The organism is Pseudonocardia ailaonensis (genome assembly GCF_039531635.1).
Taxonomy (GTDB): domain Bacteria; phylum Actinomycetota; class Actinomycetes; order Mycobacteriales; family Pseudonocardiaceae; genus Pseudonocardia; species Pseudonocardia ailaonensis.
The window spans coordinates 148474-165781 of record NZ_BAAAQK010000005.1; the positions used below are offsets into that span (position 1 = coordinate 148474).

Below are 17308 nucleotides of genomic sequence, written 5' to 3' on the forward strand. Positions count from 1 at the left end.
GTCACGAAGCCGGGCCTTCAACGTAGAGCCCGGCGGGCAAGGCTGAACGTCGTTGGAAGTGGGTAGCCACTCAGGTCTGAGAGTTGCTTCCAGTCCAGGCCCAGGGGGTCCCTGGCCGCACGGATCAGGCGGGGCATCCAGTCAGGCCCAACGGCCTCCCTGTCGACCACCACGCCGTCTACAGCCCGTCTTAGCTCCTCGTCAGTGAGGAGCCCAGGGTCACGGAGTCTCAGCCTCAGAAGCTCAGCAGCCCAGGCAGGAGACGAGTTCGCGTTTGAGCGCCACGCCCTGGATGAACAGCGACTGGTAGATCGCCTCGTGGCTGATGCGCATGGACCCATCATCCGCGAAATCGAGCTTCAACCGGTGCGAGATCTGCTCCGGACTCCACGCAGTCGCCCACCGTCGATCCTGCCCATGCGGCTTGTTCAGCCCCTTCCATGCCGGCGGCTGCGGCCCCACGACGACGCTACCGTCCGTCCGGCGCACGCTCCCGGCGAGCCGCTCCTGCACGTGCAGGAGACCCAGCCCTGCTCGGTGCGGTGCTGGGTGATGTCGGAGACCTACAACGCGTCTGGCCGGGCGGCGACGAAGCGGCGGTTGACCAGGTCCTCCGGCGCGGAGTCTGAGTCCGGGTCGCGCCAGGTGCAGCCCCCGCCGCGTCCGGCGATGCACCGAGACGATGTGGTGCTCACGCATGAGCCGCTCCACGCGTTTGCGCCCCACCCGGATATCGCGTCCCAGCCGCAGCTCGGCATGCACCCGCGGTGACCCGTAGGTCTGCCGTGACCTGTCATGAACTTGGCGGATAATCTCGACCAGCTGCAGGTCCGAACGCACCCGCTCACTCATCGGGCGGTCGCGCCAGTCGTAGTAGCCGCTGGTGGACACACCCAGGACCCGGCAGGTGACCGGGACGCCGTCGCGAGCGAGCTCCCGCACCACCGGGTAGATCATTCTGGGAGGACGTTTTCCCTGGTGAAGTAGGCGGCCGCTCGTTTGAGGATCTCGTTCTTCAGCTCGAGGCGGCGCTTCTCTCGACGCAGCTCGGTCAGCTCGGAGCGCTCGTCGGTGCTCAGGCCCGGCCGCTGGCCGGTGTCGATCTAGTCCTGGCGCATCCAGTTGCGCAGGCACGACTCGCTGATCCCGAGACTCTGCGCGACCTCGCGCACCGGCCGCTCGCCGAGACGGGCGAGCTCGACCGCGCGCTGCCGGAACTCCGGCGGATGAGGAGCAGGCACAACGACATCCTGCCTAGCCGGCTACCGCCGACCCAAAGGTCGGAATCCGTCCAAGCGGGGCAAGGTCAAGACCCCTACGAGAGACTGCTAGCCAAGACTCAGGCCCAGCCCGTCACCGACCATCGTCAGCCACACATCTAGGTGCGCTATGTATCCGCCTCGACTAGCAGAAGGAGGAGCGCAGCTCCTCCGCCACTTGCTGGCTCTCCGGCCACGGAACCGACACGGTGCCCTGCGCTGTCAGCCACCGTTCCCCGCGCCGTGACAGTGCCAACCCGTTGACCGTCACGAGTTGCCACCGTGCCACGCGATGTGACGGAGCCGACCGGCGCGCCCTCAGCATCGAGCACGATGCCCCGTACGCTGACGGTCCCGCGACGCCGGCCTCTGCGGTCAAAGACGGCGCCATGCGACGTGACGCTGCCGACTGGATCTCCTGAAGTACTGAACAGCTTCGACATGACGCGGGCCCCCTGATGGCTAGAGTCAGAGTACCGTCTTGACGCGCAGTGAACGGACCAATAGGCCTGGGTCACCCTTTTGGCCTATTGGGCTGCCGGTTGACTCAAAGGCGCACGGCTACAACATCAAATGATGGCGTTGCCCAGTGATTCGACATGCGGTAAATCGAGTTCGGCGTAGTTGCGAAGTGCCGCCACGTGCGTGCTGGCGAACGGGGCGTGCGGCCAACCGTGTGACGCTAGGCAGGACTCTGTCTCACGGTTGGTTCTGATGGGCTAACAGGCTGCAAACTCGCAAGACCGTCATCTAGCATCGCCCGGTGCAAATATCCGTGGGATCTTGGAATATAGGTGGGGCAATCCTTGGTAAGTCTCATCAACGCAACGGGCAGCCGTCACTCCACTACTACATCGACCTGATCGAGGCTGAGAGGCCGGATATTCTTTGCCTCCAGGAGGCCCACGAATTCGTGGACGGGACACCAGGGCAGGCAATACAAATCGCCAAAGCAGCAGGATTCGCGCACTGCGTTTCGCAACGGCTCAGTCGATCTCACCTTGCAGATGATGCGTGGCTGTCAATTGCCACGCTCTCGCGCTTCCCCATTTCGGATACAAGGTTTAGACTGTTTCCGCGTTTCGAGCTTGAAGCGGTTGGCCCCGATTTCCGCCCGTGGAAGCTTCATGACAAAGGCTACATTGTGAGCAGGGTTCAGCTTGAAGGGGACATAGAACTTGATGTCCTAAATGCTCACTGCTTTCCATTGCACCGGTTCAGGACGGCGGCGACCAAAGCGTCATTTCGGCCTGTGTGGCAAATGTTGAGGAACGAGCTGTTCGGGCTGAGCCAGAGGAACTCGGTGGCGGCGATGGATCTAAATTATCCCGAGCCTGAGACCCTTCTGGGCGATAGTCTGGGTGAGGGAAGCTTCTCGCTGGCTTTCAGATCGCCGACTAAGCCGTCGGGTGCTCAACATGACTTCATTCTTAGTAGTGAGTCATTGAAGATCATCGGAGATCGGGTGCTTCCGACACGGTCTGACCACTCGTACTGCATGGCAGACTTCCAGATCCGGAATGCTAGGAGCGCGGCTTCCTAGGGCCCCGCGGGTCCGGGTGTCGGAGTGCTAACTGAAGGTGTCGGCTGAGGTGGGATTGCAGCGTCTCTCGGCTGAAGGAGAGTAACAATTCCAATTGCGATGGAAGCTAGAAGCGCAATGACGGCCGTTATGAGAGATATGGTCTGTAGCTTGTTGCCCCGTGCGGCAAGTTTGCCTGAATTGCTTGCTGACGTTACCGAAGATTTGAGGCTGATCGCCTCGCTCAGATCGGCTACTCTCTTTTCTATTACGCCAAGGGATTCGGGAAATCCCATTTCTTCCCGAAGCTGTGACGCAAACAGACGAGTGAAGCCATGTCGAACTAAGAGTCCATAGTTTAAAGAATCGTGTAGCAACGTCACGTTGTCGCGCCCGGCGAGGACGAGCGGCAAGGCACCGGCCGGCTCCACTGTCAGCGGGCGCAACTCATGGCTGTCGCCGAAGTATTCGGACATCTGTGTCATCAGAGCTAGTCGGGAAATGTGGTGCTCAATAACCTGAAGTAGGTCCGCGCGATAGAACTTGAGAGGATCGTCGTCTACCCAGAACCGCTCAGATACGACAACGGTCGTGCGTCTATCCGTTACATAGATCTCGTCGGAGCGGTATCCGATCTGCTTATCTCCCACTTCCTGGCGGTACTGGGACGCATATGAGCTAAACCAGGTAGCTTCATTGAGGATTTCTGCGAGCTCCGCGGATCGTGAGACTTTCTCGATTGTCGCTGATGCGGGACCAGTGTCGGCTGAGGTGAAACCTTCAACTAAGATAAAGGAATGAAAATGAGTAAGTCCTCGGAGTTCGTCTTGGCCGATCTCCGAAGGGGGTCGCATCGCAAGGCCCAATGTTGTGGCTAGAAGATTTCGACGATTCTCATCGCTAAAGAACTCGATCAACCACGTCCGGTATGTCTGGAAGCTGGCGCTACGGAACTTAGCCAGCGTGTCGATCGCGCCTCGTATCTCATGACTTCGTGCGTCGAAATCGGCGGTGTAAGTAGCTACCAGGATGCCTTCGCGGGTGATCCTATAATCGACGGCCGACAGCGTGCCATCTGCGAATCCGCCACCAGGCTGTCGCATGCTGCTGTTGACCTGAACTGTACGACCATCAATTGATAGCGTCTGGAGGTCTGTTAAGATAATTGACGTGTGGCGATCCAGGAATCGCTGAGTCCAGACCTTCTTGCCGCCATTTCGGTCCGACTCATCCATACGATCCGCGATCCGTGATCGCTCGTCGACCCAGTTCTTGAATGTGTCGGCGTTTCCGGTGAAGCAGGAAGAGATCTGCCGCGAGAGTTCCTCGGTGGCGCGCTTCTCCTGGAGCTTGCCCCGTACTCGCGGATCTTTTTTTGTCAAATGGGCGAGGTCTAAAGCGAAAACAACGGAGCTCTGGAATCGGCCGAGCTGCAGATGCGGGGATGTCGTCATGCGGGCGTCAGGCACCTCGCGCGATGGTGAGACCGGTCTGATGCTGCCGCACAAATTCTTCTCGCGCGGCCGCGACAGTCTCGTTGAGATCAGAGTCGGTCATGGTGCCAGAAGCAAGTTCACTAAGAGATGCGTACGGATCCGCATTCAAACAAGCGCGAAAGTCGCCCCCTGTGGAGAGTCGGAGGGAGTACATCCCCTCCTGGCAAGATTGCGGATCCCGGCATGCGCTGCAGCCTCCATCCGTTGTGCGGAAGGCCGACATCATGTTTAGCGCGATGCGAAAACCTTCGCCAGCCGGGATGAAGAGAGTGAAGCGAGAGGAAGCCGCAATGGAGTCGAAATCACCATCTACGACACCTGACAAGATATTGCGCGCTTGATCCACATCGGCGACTCCCGCGCATTGCTCTATACCCGAGCTGATCAGCTCGACTACCTCGCGGTCCCAGTACTGGTAGCGTTCGCTCGAGTGCTGCCGCAACTTCTGGGTATAATTAATGATAGGGTAGACGCGAAGCTCGGAGACACCTACATCTCGTGTTCGCCGAATAATTTCGGGCAACTCGGTTAGATTGCCTGGCCCGGTCACGCCGTCCGCAAAGATCACTGTGTTGACCTTGACGGGTGAGAGATTGGCTGCGACTGCTTTCTCAATATTCTGCAAGATCAGGGAGGGGGACCCCTCTCTTCCCTGAATGAGGTTTGAATGAGTGGCGCGATCTAGGCTGCTGAGGCTGATAGTCGCTCGGTTAAGGCCAGCATCCGCGAGCTGCTCGACATATTTCGATAGATGCCAACCGTTGGACGTGATAGACAGGTCCAACGAGTTTCGCCCATACGCCTCTCTGAAGGTTCGTACCAGGTCCACGATGGTCGACTGTCCTGATTTGTATATCAAGGGTTCGCCGCCTGTGAGCTTGACTCTGTCGATCCCGGCCAAGGAGCATGCGTTCGCTATGCGCCCGTAGTCAGCGATGCTCAGCGATGGACCTTCATCCTCAGACTGACCTTCATTATGGCAGAAAAAGCACCGAAAGTTGCATTTACTTGTGAGTGAGACTCGGAGTCGCGCTGAGGCGCGGATCGCGTCCTCGGTGAGAACTGCAGGTGCGGACCCCTCGACGCTCGGGTCGAGGTCACGCTTCGCACGTGCAAGGGTCACCTAGACGCTCCTACGTAGACGGCCGGACGGGTGCCTGGCGCCTCTTGCTCCGACATGTCGATCCCTGACCAACGCTCGTTACAGACTGCCTGCTACCCGATTTGACGGGTCATACGACTTCTTTCGGCGTACTCTGCCGTTCCAGAGCCGTGTGCCGGGAACCTAGTCCTGCGCGTCCGGAGCGTGTCGACCGGGCCGACAGTCTCGTTGCTGGCCTCAGGAAGACCCTGCTCGAGATGTCCGGCTGTCGTCGTGGACGGCTCAGCTATCTCTGGATCACTGTGTATGCGCCCTCGGCCATGCGGCGCGTTCCATCGCGGCGTTTCACGGCAAGGGCGGGCCCCGGCTCGGGGTGAGGTTCTATCGTCTAGACAATTCCGTGCGGGCTTGGCGGCGGCCCTTCAGCGGGTGCAGGAGTCCTGGTGCGCAGCCGGCGTTCGTGGGTGCTCATCGTAGTGCTAGGGCTGTGTTGTTGTCGGTGGAGCGTTACGAGTAGCCGATTGCGGCTCGCCGCGAGGCGATGGACGAGCCGCTTGCATCGGTTCGCACCCGGGGTGCGTCCAGGCGCCGGAGTGCGCTTTGGCCCCTGCCGACAAGCTTGGAGAATCCCGCGATGGTGCGCTGACGGACTGGTCGACGCCGGCGCGAGCCCGGGCTGCTGCCGATCATGGCCTCGCGCATCAGAGGGCCATCGACTGCCTGGGGGAGGCCGCTACCAGCGCCCTCGGTGGTTCGGCACGCACCACGTGCCGCGGGTCCGTCGCACCTGGCCGTGGGATCAAACGTGGTGCGAACTGAAGGCAAGATCTCCATCTCAGGCAGCTAGTCCATCGGCTCCGGCAACATATCGGCAGGTAGACAGCCTAGTGGCGGTCCACGACTCGCCTTGTAAGCGGTAGGTCGTCGGTTCGATCCCGACCTCCGGCTCCATGCCTGGGCAGGACTGAGGTGCGGCCGTCGGCTCCGAGAAGGACGTATGTCGTCACGGTGGTCAGGCGGCGTCGTGCAGCCGAGCGTCCCCGGATCCGATCGCCCGAATGCCGTGAGGTACCGGCGCTGCGGACCACTCGCGAGTCGGCTCCACAGGCCTGTCGCAGACCGTTGCCGACTTCATGCTGCAGCCTCCAGGGCCAGGAGGGTGGTCTTGGCTTCGGGCCCACCGATGTAGCCGCCGAGACTGCCGTCGGTGCGGAGCACGCGGTGGCAGGGAACGATGATCGGCAGCGGGTTGGTGGCGCAGGCGGTACCCACGGCACGGACGGCCTTCGGGTTGCCGACCAGCTCGGCGACATCGCGGTAGCTGCGGGTCTGTCCGTACTCGATCTCGGGAAGGTGGCTCTGCACGAGCTGGCGGAAACCTCGCGAGAGCGAGAGGTCCAGCGTCACGTCGAAGGTCCGCCGCTGCTTGGCGAAGTACTCGTCGATCTCGCGTGCGACCACCGCCAACCTCTGGGGGGCGCGGAGGATGCGCGGGCTGAGTCTCTCGCTCAGTTTCTCGAGCACCGTGTCGTGGTCCTCGCTCGCGTACGCGAGCCTGACGATGCCCTTCGGAGTTGCCGCAAGGAGCAGCTTCCCGAGGGGAGAGTCGATGGTGGTGTAGGCGACATCGACGATGCCGGCCTCCTCCGCCTCCCGCTCCAGTCGGCGGTGGAGTCGCCGAAGGACGTCGGCCTCCACCGGCGTCGACAGCAGGGCGGCTACGTCGTCACCGTGTCGGATGTCGTTCATGATGCTCCTTTCTCGATCGCTCCCGGATAGTTCCTTCGGAGACTCTTCAGGCCGTCAGCGGCCGCTCTCCGTGCGGCATCGGTGGTGCCGCCGACGATCTGTGCGATGTCGGCGTACGCGAGTCCTGCCACATAGTGATAGGCGACGACCTGGCGTTGTTTGGTCGGGAGCCGGCCCACTGCTGCCCACAGATCGGGGTCTTCGGAGTCCGGTATCCCGAGCGTTGTGTGCGAGTCCGGCGTCTCCTCCACCGGGACCGGCTTGCGCTTCGCGGCCCGGACGACGTCGATCGCCTTGCGGTGCGCGATCGTCACGAGCCAGGCCTCCACATTGGCCGTCTCGGGTAGGTCGGGGTAGGCGCGCATCGCGGCGATAAAGGTCTCCGACCAGGCGTCCTCCGCGTCGTGCGGGCCGAGAACCACCCGGCACACGCGCAGCACGGTCGGGCCGTGCTGCGCGACCACCTTCTCGAGCGGCTGCTTCATGTCCCTCCCGGTGGAGACGTCGTCATGGTCGTCTGCGTGAGATCCACGCTCAGAACAGCCGCGCCGCGCTGACCTCGGCAGACTCCAGCTCCAGCAACGTCTGCTTCCGCCTCAGCCCGCCCGCGTAGCCGGTCAGGGCGCCCTTGGCGCCCACGACGCGATGGCAGGGAACGATGATGCACAGCGGGTTCGCTCCCACTGCCTGGCCGACCCGGTATGCCAGCGACCGGTCGCCGAGCTGCTCGGCGATGCGGCCGTAGGTGGTCGTCTCGCCGTGCGGAATGCTCGCCACGCAATCCCAGACGGCACGCTGGAACGTGTCGCCCTCGAGCGACAGGGGAAGGTCGAATTCGGCGCGATCGCCGGCGAGGTAGGCCGTCAGCTGCTCGGCGGCGCGGTTCAGGAGCGCGTCGGTCGGCGCGAGCACTTCGGGACCGAACGTGTCCTGCGCCGGTCGACGGACGTGACTCCGGAAGTACAGGCCGGTGATCGCCTCCCGCGTGGCGACCACGGTGATCGGCCCGAGGCTGGTGTCGACGACTGTGTGCCGGGTGTTCATCCTGGTCTCCTTCGTTCGCTCTGACCGGAAGACGCTCGGGGCACGCGGAACGTGAGGTCCGGTGCGAGCTCCCGTCGAGCCGACCCACAGCCGGGGCCGTCTCACGCCGGAGTGGCCTGCGCCGTCTACGACACGTGAACGTTTCGCGGAATCCTCAGGAGACTCGTCATGGCGAGTAGTGTCGCCGTCCTCGCGGGAGCACTGTCGACCGCGATGTTCGCGGTGTCGACCATGCCGATGATCGTCAAGGCGTTGCGTACCCGCGACCTCTCCTCCTACAGCGGAGGAAATCTGATCCTCAGCAACGTCGGCAACCTCTTCTATGCCGTCTACGTCCTGAGTCTCCCCATCGGGCCGGCATGGGCGCTCTACGGGTTCAATCTGGTGGTGAGCGCGACGATGCTGGCCCTCTGGGTCAGCTACAAGGTCACGCACGCTCGATCCACGGAACGGTCGACCTCGACCGGGTCCCGGCGGTTCGCATGAGCCGGACCTACATCCTGCTCGACTCCCGCGGTCGCCCCCACCGCACGCGGACGCCGGGAACGCTGGGCGGGCACCGTCGCCTGCGGTTGTACGGGCGACTGGACTGCCCGTCCGCCGCCCGGGCGATCGCCCGCGGCCACTACGTGCGCCACCGGGTCTTCTTCGCCGACGAGGCCACCGCCATCGTGGCCGGCTACCGACCCTGCGCGGTCTGCCTCCCTGTCCGCTACGCCGCCTGGAAGGAACAGGTCCACCGATGAACCCCACCGCTGAACCGGGCACGACCGAAGGCCTCGTCGAGCTCGACGCCGTGCTGCGGCTCCTCGGCCGGCTGGAGGGCGGGGTGGTCAACGTCGGCCACGGCCGGGACCGGACCAGCGTCCGGCGGGCCCGGGCGTTCGTCGACGCCTGGGCCGCGCGCGGCGGGCTGATCGGCGCGGTCGTGTCCTGGCCGCCGTCCGCTGCCTCCTGGCTGCGCCCGGCGGAGCGGCTCGCCGCCGGCGCCGACCTCTGGGTGGTCGCCGACACCCCAGCCGGGTGGGCGGGCATCGGTCCACGACTGGCCGCCACCGCCTCGTGGCGCGCCGACCGCACCGTCGCCTTCCCGGGTCTCGACGACCCGACGTTGCCGCGGCTGGCCGGCCGTGCCGCGGTCGCCGGGCTCTCCGGGGTGACCCACGACGGGCGCACCTGGTCGCACGACGGCCAGTGGTTGCGTTCCACGGGCGACGGCCCGGCGGGGGCGAAGGCATGACCCTGGAGCTGATCCCGCGCGGGCGCCGCGAGCTGGCACCCGGCGCCGTGCACGTGCGCGGATGGCTCGATCTGCGACAACAGCGCTTCCTCGTGCAGCGCTGCCGCGACTGGGCGGCCCAGGGCCCGGGGATCCGCGCCGCCACCCTGCCGGGCGGTGCCCGGATGAGCGTGCGGACCGTGTGCCTGGGTTGGCACTGGATCCCCTACCGCTACTCACGCACCCGCGACGACCAGGACGGGTCCCCCGTCACCGCGTTCCCGCCGTGGCTGGGTGACCTCGGGCGCGAGGCTGTCGCCGACGCCTACGGCGACCCCGCCCGCGGTCTCGACTACGCCCCCGACATCGCTCTCGTCAACCACTACACCGACGACGCCCGGCTGGGCATGCACCGCGACAGCGACGAGCGCGCGCCGGACCCGGTCGTCTCGGTGTCCCTCGGAGCGACGTGTGTGTTCCGGCTCGGCAACACCGAGCACCGCGGCCGCCCCTGGACCGACGTCGAGCTGCGCTCCGGCGACCTGCTGGTGTTCGGCGACCGGAGCCGCCTCGCCTACCACGGCGTACCCCGCGTGCTGCCGGACACCGGTGAGGTCCCGGACATCGGGCTCCACGGGGGACGGCTCAACATCACCCTGCGCGTCTCCGGCTTCGACGAAGCCTCGTGACACGTCACCGAGCCGAGGCGTTGTGCATGCCAACGCGCGCTCACCGGAGACCGACGCTGCGGCATTCCGTGACTCCCCACCATGCCAGGGACAGGTCCATCCTGGCTTCACCTCGGCCGGAGCCGCCCGACCTGTCCGGCGATGTCCCGCATGGCGGCGTCGATGGTGTGGAGCTGGGGGTAGACGGTGTGGCCCGTGCCGGAACGCCACGCGACGAGCCGCCCGTCCGCCCCACGCTTCAGGACGACGATCCGCCCGTCCCGAGGCACGTCCGCGTCGGTGCCGACCAGGCAGTCGAGGCCGTTGGCGAGGGCCGCGGCGCCGAACCGCGAATAGCCGGCCTCGGCAGGCCACCCCCGGGGGAGGACGACTGCGACGCAGGCCGCCCCGGTCGTCCCGAAGCGGTAGCCGGACGCGCCGAGCATCTCGACGTCGGCCTGCAGCAGCGGCACCGCGGCCCGGAAGGCGCCGACCTGCGCGGAGCGGTTCGCGCGGCGGCCCTCGGACCGGCGAGGCAGGGGCTGGGCAGCGAGCCCGGCGGCGGCGAGGAGGGCGCGGCGGGCGCCCGCGACGTCGTCGGTGGCGAGCCTGCCGTCGGCGGACTCGATGACCCCGCCGGGGGACCCGGCACGCTGATGCCCGCGCGGCGGCCACCTCCCCGGGGTCCGCCGCACCGGCGCCGAATCCGCTGTCCTCCCCGCCGGAGTGCTGCGAGGGTGGGGGCCGTGACCGATCCCGGACCGGAGTTCTGGCGGCGGCAGGCAGCCCAGCTCACGGTGGTCAACGCGCTCCGCGACCTGACCGAGCAGGAGCCGGACCGCTTCACGGGCCTGACCGCCGCCGGATCGGGACACGTGACGGTCCATGTGGTCGATCCCGCGGTGCGCCGGGACGGGCGGCCTCGTGGCGCTGCTCGAGGCCGCCCGAGCGGAGGACGTCGAGGTGGTGTTCGCCGAGAGCCCGCGGTCGCTACGAGAGCTGAAGGCCATCCACGACGAGGTGCTCCGTGCCCACTCCCGTTTCCAGGAGCTCGGTGTCCGAGCGGCCGGGCTCTGGATCGACCCGGCCACCGCGACGGTCGTGATCCACGTCGCCGACTCGTCCACGGACGTCGTCCGGCGCCTCTACGCCCACCACGGGAGCGCCGTGGCCGTGACGGGCAACGGCCCGGTCGACCTGTCGGAGCGGCTGCCGCACACGACGGAGCCCCGCGACGACTGGCCGGTCCCGACGCTCGCGCCCGACGACGCTGCCGGTCGCGCGACGGAGGAGGTGGCCGAGCTGTACCGATCCGAGGGCTTCGAGGTCGAGTTCCACCACCTGGGCGACCCGTACGGCCTCGAGTCCAGCCTGGACCCCAACCGCATCCGGCTGCTCGTCCACGACGGGCACGTCGTCGACGCGACGCGAGGATGAGTCCGGACCGCGAGGCCGCCGGGCCCGGGACCGGTCCCTCGGGCCTGGTCATCGACGACCTCCCCGGCGAGCTCCCGCTCGTGAGGCGGGTGTGGTCGGCGACCTGCGACCGGGCCACCGGCTTCACCTCGGCGGCCAAACCCACCTCCATGATCGTGGTGACCAGGGCCGGTGGCGGGGTGGCGGTGCACCTCCGCGGGCCGGAGACGGCGGGGACCTCGCTGACCTGCCCGGCCGGCAGCGAGTTCTTCGGCGTCGAGTTCCGGCTCGGGGCGTCGGTAGTGCTGCACCCGCCGTCCGGGCTCACCGACCTCCACGACGCCGTGCTGCCCACGGTGCCGGGCCACCGGATCCTGCTCGGTGACCAGGACTGGGAGATGCCGACCGAGCAGAACGTCGACGTCTTCGTCGAGCGCCTGGCCCGCGCCGGCCTGCTCGTCCTCGATCCCGTCGTCGACGAGATCCGGCACGGCGAACGCCCGCGCGGCATGTCCGACCGGGTCGCGCAGGCCCGGTTCCGCCGGGCCGTCGGGATCTCGCACCGCACGCTCGTCAGTATCGAGCGGGCCCGGCGGGCCGCGCGGTTGCTCACCGCGGGCTCGCCGATCGCCGACGTCGTGGCCGCCGCCGGCTACTACGACCAGCCGCAGCTCGCCCGCGCGATGCGCTGGGCGACCGGGCACACCCCCGCCGAGCTGAGGTCCGGCGTCCCGTTCCTGGCGTGGTGACGCCGCCTTCGGTTCGGTACAAGACGGACCGCCCGGCGAGTGCTTGGCTCCCGGTCGTGCGAAAGATCATGACGTTCACCCACGCCACCCTCGACGGTTTCATCGACGCCCCGCAGGACTGGTCGCTCCGGTACGCGGACGAGGAGCTCCAGCAGTACCTCCTCGCGACGACGCTCACCGCCGACGCACTGCTGCTCGGCCGCGTCACCTACGAGGGCATGGCGCAGGCCTGGCCCACCCGCGGCGGCAATCCCTTCGCCGACCACGTCAACGCGATCACCAAGTACGTCGTCGCGTCCCGGCCGGTCGACCCCGCGGCGTGGGACCCGACCGTCGTCGTCCCCGGCTCCGACCTGATCGAAGAGGTCAGCCGCCTGAAGCAGGCCGACGGCGGCGACATCCTCGTCTGGGGCACCGGCAGGCTGACCGACGCGCTCGCCGCGGCAGGCCTGCTCGACGAGTACCGGATCTGCACCGCACCCGTCGTGAAGGGTGGTGGCGAGCCGTTGTTCCGGCCCGCCAGCGCCGGCACGGTGGAGCTGCGCGACACCCGGGTCTTCGCCACCGGGGCCGTCGTCCACGTCTACGGTCTCACCCCGGATCTCTCCTGACGTGTCGAGAATCCGCGGCCGGCTCCGTCTCCCGGACGAACCGCGGCCGCAGGGGCCGCGCGGAGGAAGGAGCACCGCCATGGAGCGACAGGACGTCCTGACCGAGATCGCCGACGCCCACGCGCTGCTGGACGCCACGTCCGCGGCCCATCTCGCCTACACCGGCCGCAACGGCACCCCGCGGGTCGTGCCCGTCGGCTACTTCTGGACCGGCACGGAGTTCGTGGTCTCCACCGCGGACACGGCCCCGAAGGTCGCTGCCCTGCTCGCCCGCCCGGAGGTCGCGTTGGCCGTCGACGGCGGCGGCACACCGCAGTCGGCGCAGTCGCTGTCGATCCGGGGCCACGCCGACATCCGGATCGTCGACGGCCTGGTGCCCGAGTACGTCGCCGCGGCCCGGAAGTCGATGGGGGCCGAGGCGGCCGCGGAGTTCGAGCGGAACTGCCGTGCGATGTACGAGCGGATGGCCCGGATCGCGATCGTCCCGGAGTGGGCCCGCTTCCACGACTTCGGCGCCGGCCGGATGCCGGGCTTCCTCCGGGACCTCGCCGAGAGGGCCGCCACCTGACCCGATTACTTTGGCGCCTCGGAACCGTCTCCCCCTCGACGGCTCGACGGGTTCGACGAAGGAGGCACCACGGTGAGCGGAACCAAGGTCTTGGTGGCGGGAGCGAGCATCGCGGGGCCCGCGCTGGCCCACTGGCTCCACCGGCGGGGCGCCGAGGTGACCGTGGTGGAGCGCGCCCCCGAGCTGCGTCCCGGCGGCCAGGCGGTCGACGCCCGCGGGGTGGCCAAGGAGGTCATCCGGCGGATGGGCCTGGATGCGCAGGTCCGCGCGGCCTGCACCGACACCGCCGGCGCGTACACCGTGGACGCCGACGGCACCGTGCTCGAGACCTACAGCGCGGAGGACGACGGCGGCGACGGCTACATCTCGGACATCGAGATCCTCCGCGGGGACTTCTCCCAGGTGCTCTACGACGACACCCGCGACAGCGTCGAGTACCTCTTCGGTGACCGGATCGCCGAGCTCACCCAGGACGACGACGGCGTCGACGTCGTCTTCGAGGGCGGTGACCGCCGGCGCTTCGACCTGGTGATCGGGGCGGACGGCCTGCACTCCGCCCTGCGCACGACGGTCTTCGGGCAGCGCGAGGAGTTCGTCCGCCACCTGGGGCTCGTGCTGGCCTTCTACACCGTGCCCAACGAGTTCGGCCTCGACCGCTGGCTGCTCGACCACCAGTCCGAGGGCCGCTCGGCCGGCCTGCGACCGGTCAAGGACGCCACCAAGGCGATCGCGATGCTGTCGTTCCCCGCGGCCGACTTCGCCGTCGACTACCGGGACATCGACGCCCAGAAGCGCCTGCTGCGCGAGCAGATGGCAGGTTTCGGCTGGCAGACCGAGGCCATCCTCGCGCATCTCGACGACACCCCGGACTTCTACCTCGACCAGGTCGCCCAGGTCGTGATGGACCGCTGGTCGAGCGGACGCGTGGGCCTGATCGGTGACGCCGCGTACAGCTCGTCGCCCATGTCCGGGCAGGGCACCGGGCTGGCGCTGGTCGGCGCGTACCTGCTGGCCGGTGAGCTGGCGTCCTCCGGATGGGACCCGGAGAAGGGGTACGCCACGTACGAGGCCCGGATGCGCGAGTTCGTCGAGGCCAACCAGGAGATCGGCCGCCTGCACGTGCAGCAGATCCTCGGGCAGATGCCGCAGGAGGAGCCCGACATGGACGCGATCATGGCGCTGGCCGACCGCGCGATCAACGGCATCGAGCTGCCGGACTACGAGGGCGTTCCGGACTCGGGACCGCGCTCTTAGGGCCGCGCGCCCTCCACCACCGTCCGCAGCCTCGCCGGCTGCACCGAGTCGGTTCGCCGCACCGCGACCCGGATCAGCGGCCCGAACAGCGTCGTCACCCCCGTGGTGACGACGTCGGCGCACAGCGAGGCGCGGGTGCCCCGTCCGGAGGGCTCGAGGGTGTAGGTGTAGCGCGCGGTCACCCCGCCCTGCACCGACACCAGGGTGACCGACGAGCCGGCGACGACCTCGGCGATCCTGCTGGTCCGCTCCTTGCCCCGGGCGCGGAAGGTGAGGGTCGCGCCGTCGCGGCGCACGGCCTCGACCCCGGGCATCCACCGTGGCCCGCGCTCCCAGTCGGTCAGCTCCCGCCACACGTCCGGGACGGGCCGGTCGATCTGCACTGCGGTCTCGAACGCCTTCATACGCAGAGCCTCACGGCCCGGCCGCCGCAGCGCTTGTACGGATTTCACAGCTCGGGGACGAAGCCGCCCGCCGCCTGCCCGACGGCGAACGCGGCACGTTGCGCGCGGACGTACCCGGAGGGCGTGACGCCGGTGTGGCGCTTGAAGTCCCGGATGAAGTGGCTCTGGTCGAACCATCCCCATTCGGCCGCGACCGCGCTCCACCGGACGTCGCCGTGGACGTCGAGCCCGTTGAGCAGTCGGCGCAGCCGCAGGATGCGGCCGAGCTCCTTCGGGGCCAGACCGACCACCCGCTCGAACTCGCGATCGAGGTGCGCGTGGCTCACGCCGAGCTCGGCGGCGATCGCGGCGACCGGCCGGCGGGGGTCGGCCTCGAGGGCCTCGACGGCCGCGGCGCACCGCCGCCAGCCCGTCACCTCCGGCTGCAGCGTCGCGAGCAGCGCGGCCTCGACCAGCGCGAGGGCGCCCTCGGGTCCGACCGGCGCCGACCCCGACAGCCGGGCCGACAGCGCCGCCCGCAACGCGGTCGCCGCGGGCCAGCATCGCGCCAGCTCCACCACCCGCCCTCGCAGCGGCGCCGGGTCCACGCCGAACACCGCCCGGCACCCCACCGGCGTCGAGACCACGCCGACGGCGAGCGTCTCCGCCGTGGGCGAGTTGATCACCGGGCCCTCGTGCGGCCCGGCCAGCCACCCCTCGGTGGCGAGCAGCGGCTCGCCCGCCCCGTTGCGGGGGACCTGCAGGATGGGGGAGCCGAGCACGATCACCGCGACCGTCGAGCCCGTCGGCGCGATCCGCTCCCGCCGGTAGGTGATCTGTCCGCGCGCGAACCACACCGCTTCCACGAACGGCTCCAGCGCAGGTCCGGGCCGACGGGTGTGGAACTCGAACTCCATCCCGCGGACGGTAGCGGGGCGGGTCGAGGACTCCTGGGCTCCGTCCCGTCGTTGTCGATCTCTAGTCTCTCTCGACGGACGTGAGGAGAGATCGTGGCCGAGGAGAACGTGGGTCGGCGCGTGGCCGAGGCCGCCGTCGAGGCCGCACGCGAGGAGTTCGGCGACCACCTGAGGTCGGCGTACGTCCTCGGCAGCCTCGCGCACGGCGGTTTCGCGCCCCTGGTCAGCGACGTCGACGTGGCGCTGGTCCTGCACGGCCCGGCCACGGAGGCGGACGGCGACACGGTCACGACGATCACCGCCCGGATCCGGGCGACGGGCATGCCGCTGAGCGACCGCCTGTCGATGTTCTGGGGCGACGTCCCCGGCATCAACGGCGAGACCGGGATCGGCCGCTTCCCCGCCCTGGACCGCCTCGACCTCCACCGCCACGGCCACCTCGCGTGGGGCGAACCCACCGCGCACCTCGTCGAACCCCCGGCCCACCGCGACCTCCTCGCCGGGGCCGCCGTCTTCGCCGTCGAGATCCTCGGCCGCCCGGACCGCGTCGGCGAGATCCGCGACCCCGCGACCACAGCCGCCGGCGGCCCCCGCAAGGCGTCGAAGGTCGCCCTGTTCCCCGTGCGCTTCCTCCACACCGCGACCCACCCCGACGAGATCGCGACGAACGAGACCGCGGGCCGGCACTACCTCGACACCACCGGGCCGGGCCCGAAGGCCGACCTGATCCGGGCCGCACTCGGCTGGCGCGAGAAGTGGGACGACGGCGAGCCCGAACGGGCCGAGGCGCTGCTGGGCGCCGCCGCCGTCCCCCTCTACCAGGAGTTCGCCGCGGTCTACGCGACGCTCCTGGCGGACCGCCCGGACCTGGGCGCGCGACTCACGACCTGGGCACGAGACCTGGCGCGGTGACGGAGCCACCAGCCGCACCGAGCTCCTCGAGGAGGATCCGCGTCTACCGGATCCGGGCGAAGAAGGCCTCCAGCCGGTCGATCGCCGGACCCACGTACTCGGGCTCGTCGTAGAGGTCCACATGGGTCGCTCCCGGGATCCGCACGAGCTCGGCCGTCCCGCCCGCCCGCTCGACCGCCTCGACGCTCATGTGCCTGGTGACCGCCTCGGTGCCGACGATCATCAACAGCGGTCGCGGCGCGACCCAGTCGACGCGCGCGAACGCGTCGAAGGCGACGATGCGGTCGATGCTCTCCCAGGTCAGGGTCTTCGCCGAGCGCTCGTGGAAGCCGCGCGGCGTGCAGTAGTACTCCCAGCCGTCGTACACGTGCTGCCCGCCGGCGCGGGCCTGCTCCTCGTCGGCAGGGAAGATCGGCAGCTCGGCCGTCGCCCCGCCGCG

The 17308-nt window shown here is 68.1% G+C and carries 20 protein-coding genes and 3 pseudogenes; 11 read left to right on the plus strand and 12 right to left on the minus strand.

The features are described 5' to 3' along the window. Positions 1–252: 252 nt before the first annotated feature. The 3 genes and pseudogenes from ABD324_RS09290 to ABD324_RS09300 all read right to left on the minus strand — a co-directional run. Positions 253–516, minus strand: a pseudogene (locus ABD324_RS09290) (IS30 family transposase); the annotation flags it as partial. A gap of 156 nt (positions 517–672) precedes the next feature. Continuing rightward, positions 673–957 (minus strand): annotated as a pseudogene (locus ABD324_RS09295) (IS3 family transposase); the annotation flags it as partial. Between the two features lie 146 nt (positions 958–1103). Beyond that, positions 1104–1241, minus strand: coding sequence for a transposase (locus ABD324_RS09300; protein ID WP_344414572.1), 138 nt, complete (start codon positions 1239–1241; stop codon positions 1104–1106). 781 nt (positions 1242–2022) lie between these two features. Here ABD324_RS09300 and ABD324_RS09305 point away from each other — a divergent pair. Further along, complete coding sequence (locus ABD324_RS09305) at positions 2023–2802, plus strand: endonuclease/exonuclease/phosphatase family protein (RefSeq protein ID WP_344414573.1); 780 nt, start codon at positions 2023–2025, stop codon at positions 2800–2802. Here ABD324_RS09305 and ABD324_RS09310 read toward each other — a convergent pair. The 5 genes from ABD324_RS09310 to ABD324_RS09330 all read right to left on the minus strand — a co-directional run bounded on the left by ABD324_RS09310 (position 2799) and on the right by ABD324_RS09330 (position 8172). Continuing rightward, on the minus strand, positions 2799–4250 hold the full coding sequence (locus ABD324_RS09310) for a hypothetical protein (RefSeq protein WP_344414574.1): 1452 nt from the start codon (positions 4248–4250) through the stop codon (positions 2799–2801). The genes ABD324_RS09305 and ABD324_RS09310 overlap by 4 nt on opposite strands. Beyond that, entirely contained in the window at positions 4243–5400 is a 1158-nt protein-coding gene (locus tag ABD324_RS09315; RefSeq protein ID WP_344414575.1) for a radical SAM protein, read from the minus strand. The genes ABD324_RS09310 and ABD324_RS09315 overlap by 8 nt, the downstream gene beginning before the upstream one ends. Before the next feature lie 1110 nt (positions 5401–6510). Next, positions 6511–7128, minus strand: coding sequence for a methylated-DNA--[protein]-cysteine S-methyltransferase (locus tag ABD324_RS09320; protein WP_344414577.1), 618 nt, complete (start codon positions 7126–7128; stop codon positions 6511–6513). Then, positions 7125–7613, minus strand: a complete 489-nt coding sequence (locus ABD324_RS09325; RefSeq protein ID WP_344414579.1) for an RNA polymerase sigma factor — start codon at positions 7611–7613, stop codon at positions 7125–7127. Before ABD324_RS09325 ends, ABD324_RS09320 begins: the two co-directional genes overlap by 4 nt. 49 nt (positions 7614–7662) lie before the next feature. Continuing rightward, positions 7663–8172 (minus strand): methylated-DNA--[protein]-cysteine S-methyltransferase, encoded by a 510-nt coding sequence (locus ABD324_RS09330; RefSeq protein ID WP_344414582.1) that lies wholly within the window; start codon positions 8170–8172, stop codon positions 7663–7665. 168 nt (positions 8173–8340) lie between these two features. Between ABD324_RS09330 and ABD324_RS09335 the strand changes: the two genes are divergently transcribed. The 4 genes from ABD324_RS09335 to ABD324_RS09350 are packed head-to-tail and all read left to right on the plus strand — an operon-like array spanning position 8341 to position 10080. Continuing rightward, a complete protein-coding gene (locus tag ABD324_RS09335) occupies positions 8341–8658 on the plus strand; it encodes a hypothetical protein (RefSeq protein WP_344414584.1) in 318 nt (105 codons plus the stop codon). Next, positions 8655–8918: an Ada metal-binding domain-containing protein gene (locus ABD324_RS09340; RefSeq protein WP_344414586.1), complete on the plus strand. Its 264-nt coding sequence runs from the start codon at positions 8655–8657 to the stop codon at positions 8916–8918. Before ABD324_RS09335 ends, ABD324_RS09340 begins: the two co-directional genes overlap by 4 nt. Next, on the plus strand, positions 8915–9412 hold the full coding sequence (locus ABD324_RS09345; protein ID WP_344414588.1) for a hypothetical protein: 498 nt from the start codon (positions 8915–8917) through the stop codon (positions 9410–9412). The genes ABD324_RS09340 and ABD324_RS09345 overlap by 4 nt, the downstream gene beginning before the upstream one ends. Then, a complete protein-coding gene (locus ABD324_RS09350; protein ID WP_344414590.1) occupies positions 9409–10080 on the plus strand; it encodes an alpha-ketoglutarate-dependent dioxygenase AlkB family protein in 672 nt (223 codons plus the stop codon). Before ABD324_RS09345 ends, ABD324_RS09350 begins: the two co-directional genes overlap by 4 nt. 107 nt (positions 10081–10187) lie before the next feature. On the opposite strand, the gene ABD324_RS09355 is transcribed toward ABD324_RS09350, so the two are convergent. After that, positions 10188–10754 carry a hypothetical protein gene (locus tag ABD324_RS09355; protein WP_344414592.1) on the minus strand — a complete coding sequence of 189 codons (567 nt, stop codon included), beginning with the start codon at positions 10752–10754 and terminating at the stop codon, positions 10188–10190. 190 nt (positions 10755–10944) lie between these two features. On the opposite strand from ABD324_RS09355, the gene ABD324_RS09360 reads away from it, so the two are divergent. The 5 genes from ABD324_RS09360 (at position 10945) to ABD324_RS09380 (ending at position 14657) form a co-directional block, all read left to right on the plus strand. Beyond that, positions 10945–11496 (plus strand): hypothetical protein, encoded by a 552-nt coding sequence (locus ABD324_RS09360; protein WP_344414594.1) that lies wholly within the window; start codon positions 10945–10947, stop codon positions 11494–11496. Continuing rightward, positions 11493–12224, plus strand: a complete 732-nt coding sequence (locus ABD324_RS09365) for an AraC family transcriptional regulator (protein ID WP_344414596.1) — start codon at positions 11493–11495, stop codon at positions 12222–12224. Before ABD324_RS09360 ends, ABD324_RS09365 begins: the two co-directional genes overlap by 4 nt. Positions 12225–12280: 56 nt before the next feature. After that, positions 12281–12835 (plus strand): dihydrofolate reductase family protein, encoded by a 555-nt coding sequence (locus ABD324_RS09370; protein WP_344414598.1) that lies wholly within the window; start codon positions 12281–12283, stop codon positions 12833–12835. 79 nt (positions 12836–12914) lie between these two features. After that, positions 12915–13403, plus strand: coding sequence for a pyridoxamine 5'-phosphate oxidase family protein (locus ABD324_RS09375; RefSeq protein ID WP_344414600.1), 489 nt, complete (start codon positions 12915–12917; stop codon positions 13401–13403). Between the two features lie 72 nt (positions 13404–13475). Continuing rightward, the gene (locus ABD324_RS09380) at positions 13476–14657 is read left to right on the plus strand and encodes an FAD-dependent monooxygenase (protein WP_344414602.1); all 1182 of its coding nucleotides are present in this window, start codon (positions 13476–13478) and stop codon (positions 14655–14657) included. On the opposite strand, the gene ABD324_RS09385 is transcribed toward ABD324_RS09380, so the two are convergent. Together ABD324_RS09385 and ABD324_RS09390 are read right to left on the minus strand one after the other, a co-directional pair. Beyond that, entirely contained in the window at positions 14654–15061 is a 408-nt protein-coding gene (locus ABD324_RS09385) for an SRPBCC family protein (RefSeq protein WP_344414604.1), read from the minus strand. The two genes, ABD324_RS09380 and ABD324_RS09385, sit on opposite strands and share 4 nt — an antisense overlap. A 44-nt stretch (positions 15062–15105) precedes the next feature. After that, the gene (locus ABD324_RS09390) at positions 15106–15957 is read right to left on the minus strand and encodes a helix-turn-helix domain-containing protein (RefSeq protein ID WP_344414605.1); all 852 of its coding nucleotides are present in this window, start codon (positions 15955–15957) and stop codon (positions 15106–15108) included. A 93-nt stretch (positions 15958–16050) separates the two neighbouring features. On the opposite strand from ABD324_RS09390, the gene ABD324_RS09395 reads away from it, so the two are divergent. Then, positions 16051–16869, plus strand: coding sequence for a hypothetical protein (locus ABD324_RS09395; protein ID WP_344414607.1), 819 nt, complete (start codon positions 16051–16053; stop codon positions 16867–16869). Positions 16870–16912: 43 nt separating this feature from the next. Here the strand turns inward: ABD324_RS09395 and ABD324_RS09400 are convergent. Continuing rightward, positions 16913–17308, minus strand: a pseudogene (locus tag ABD324_RS09400) (alpha/beta hydrolase); the annotation flags it as partial.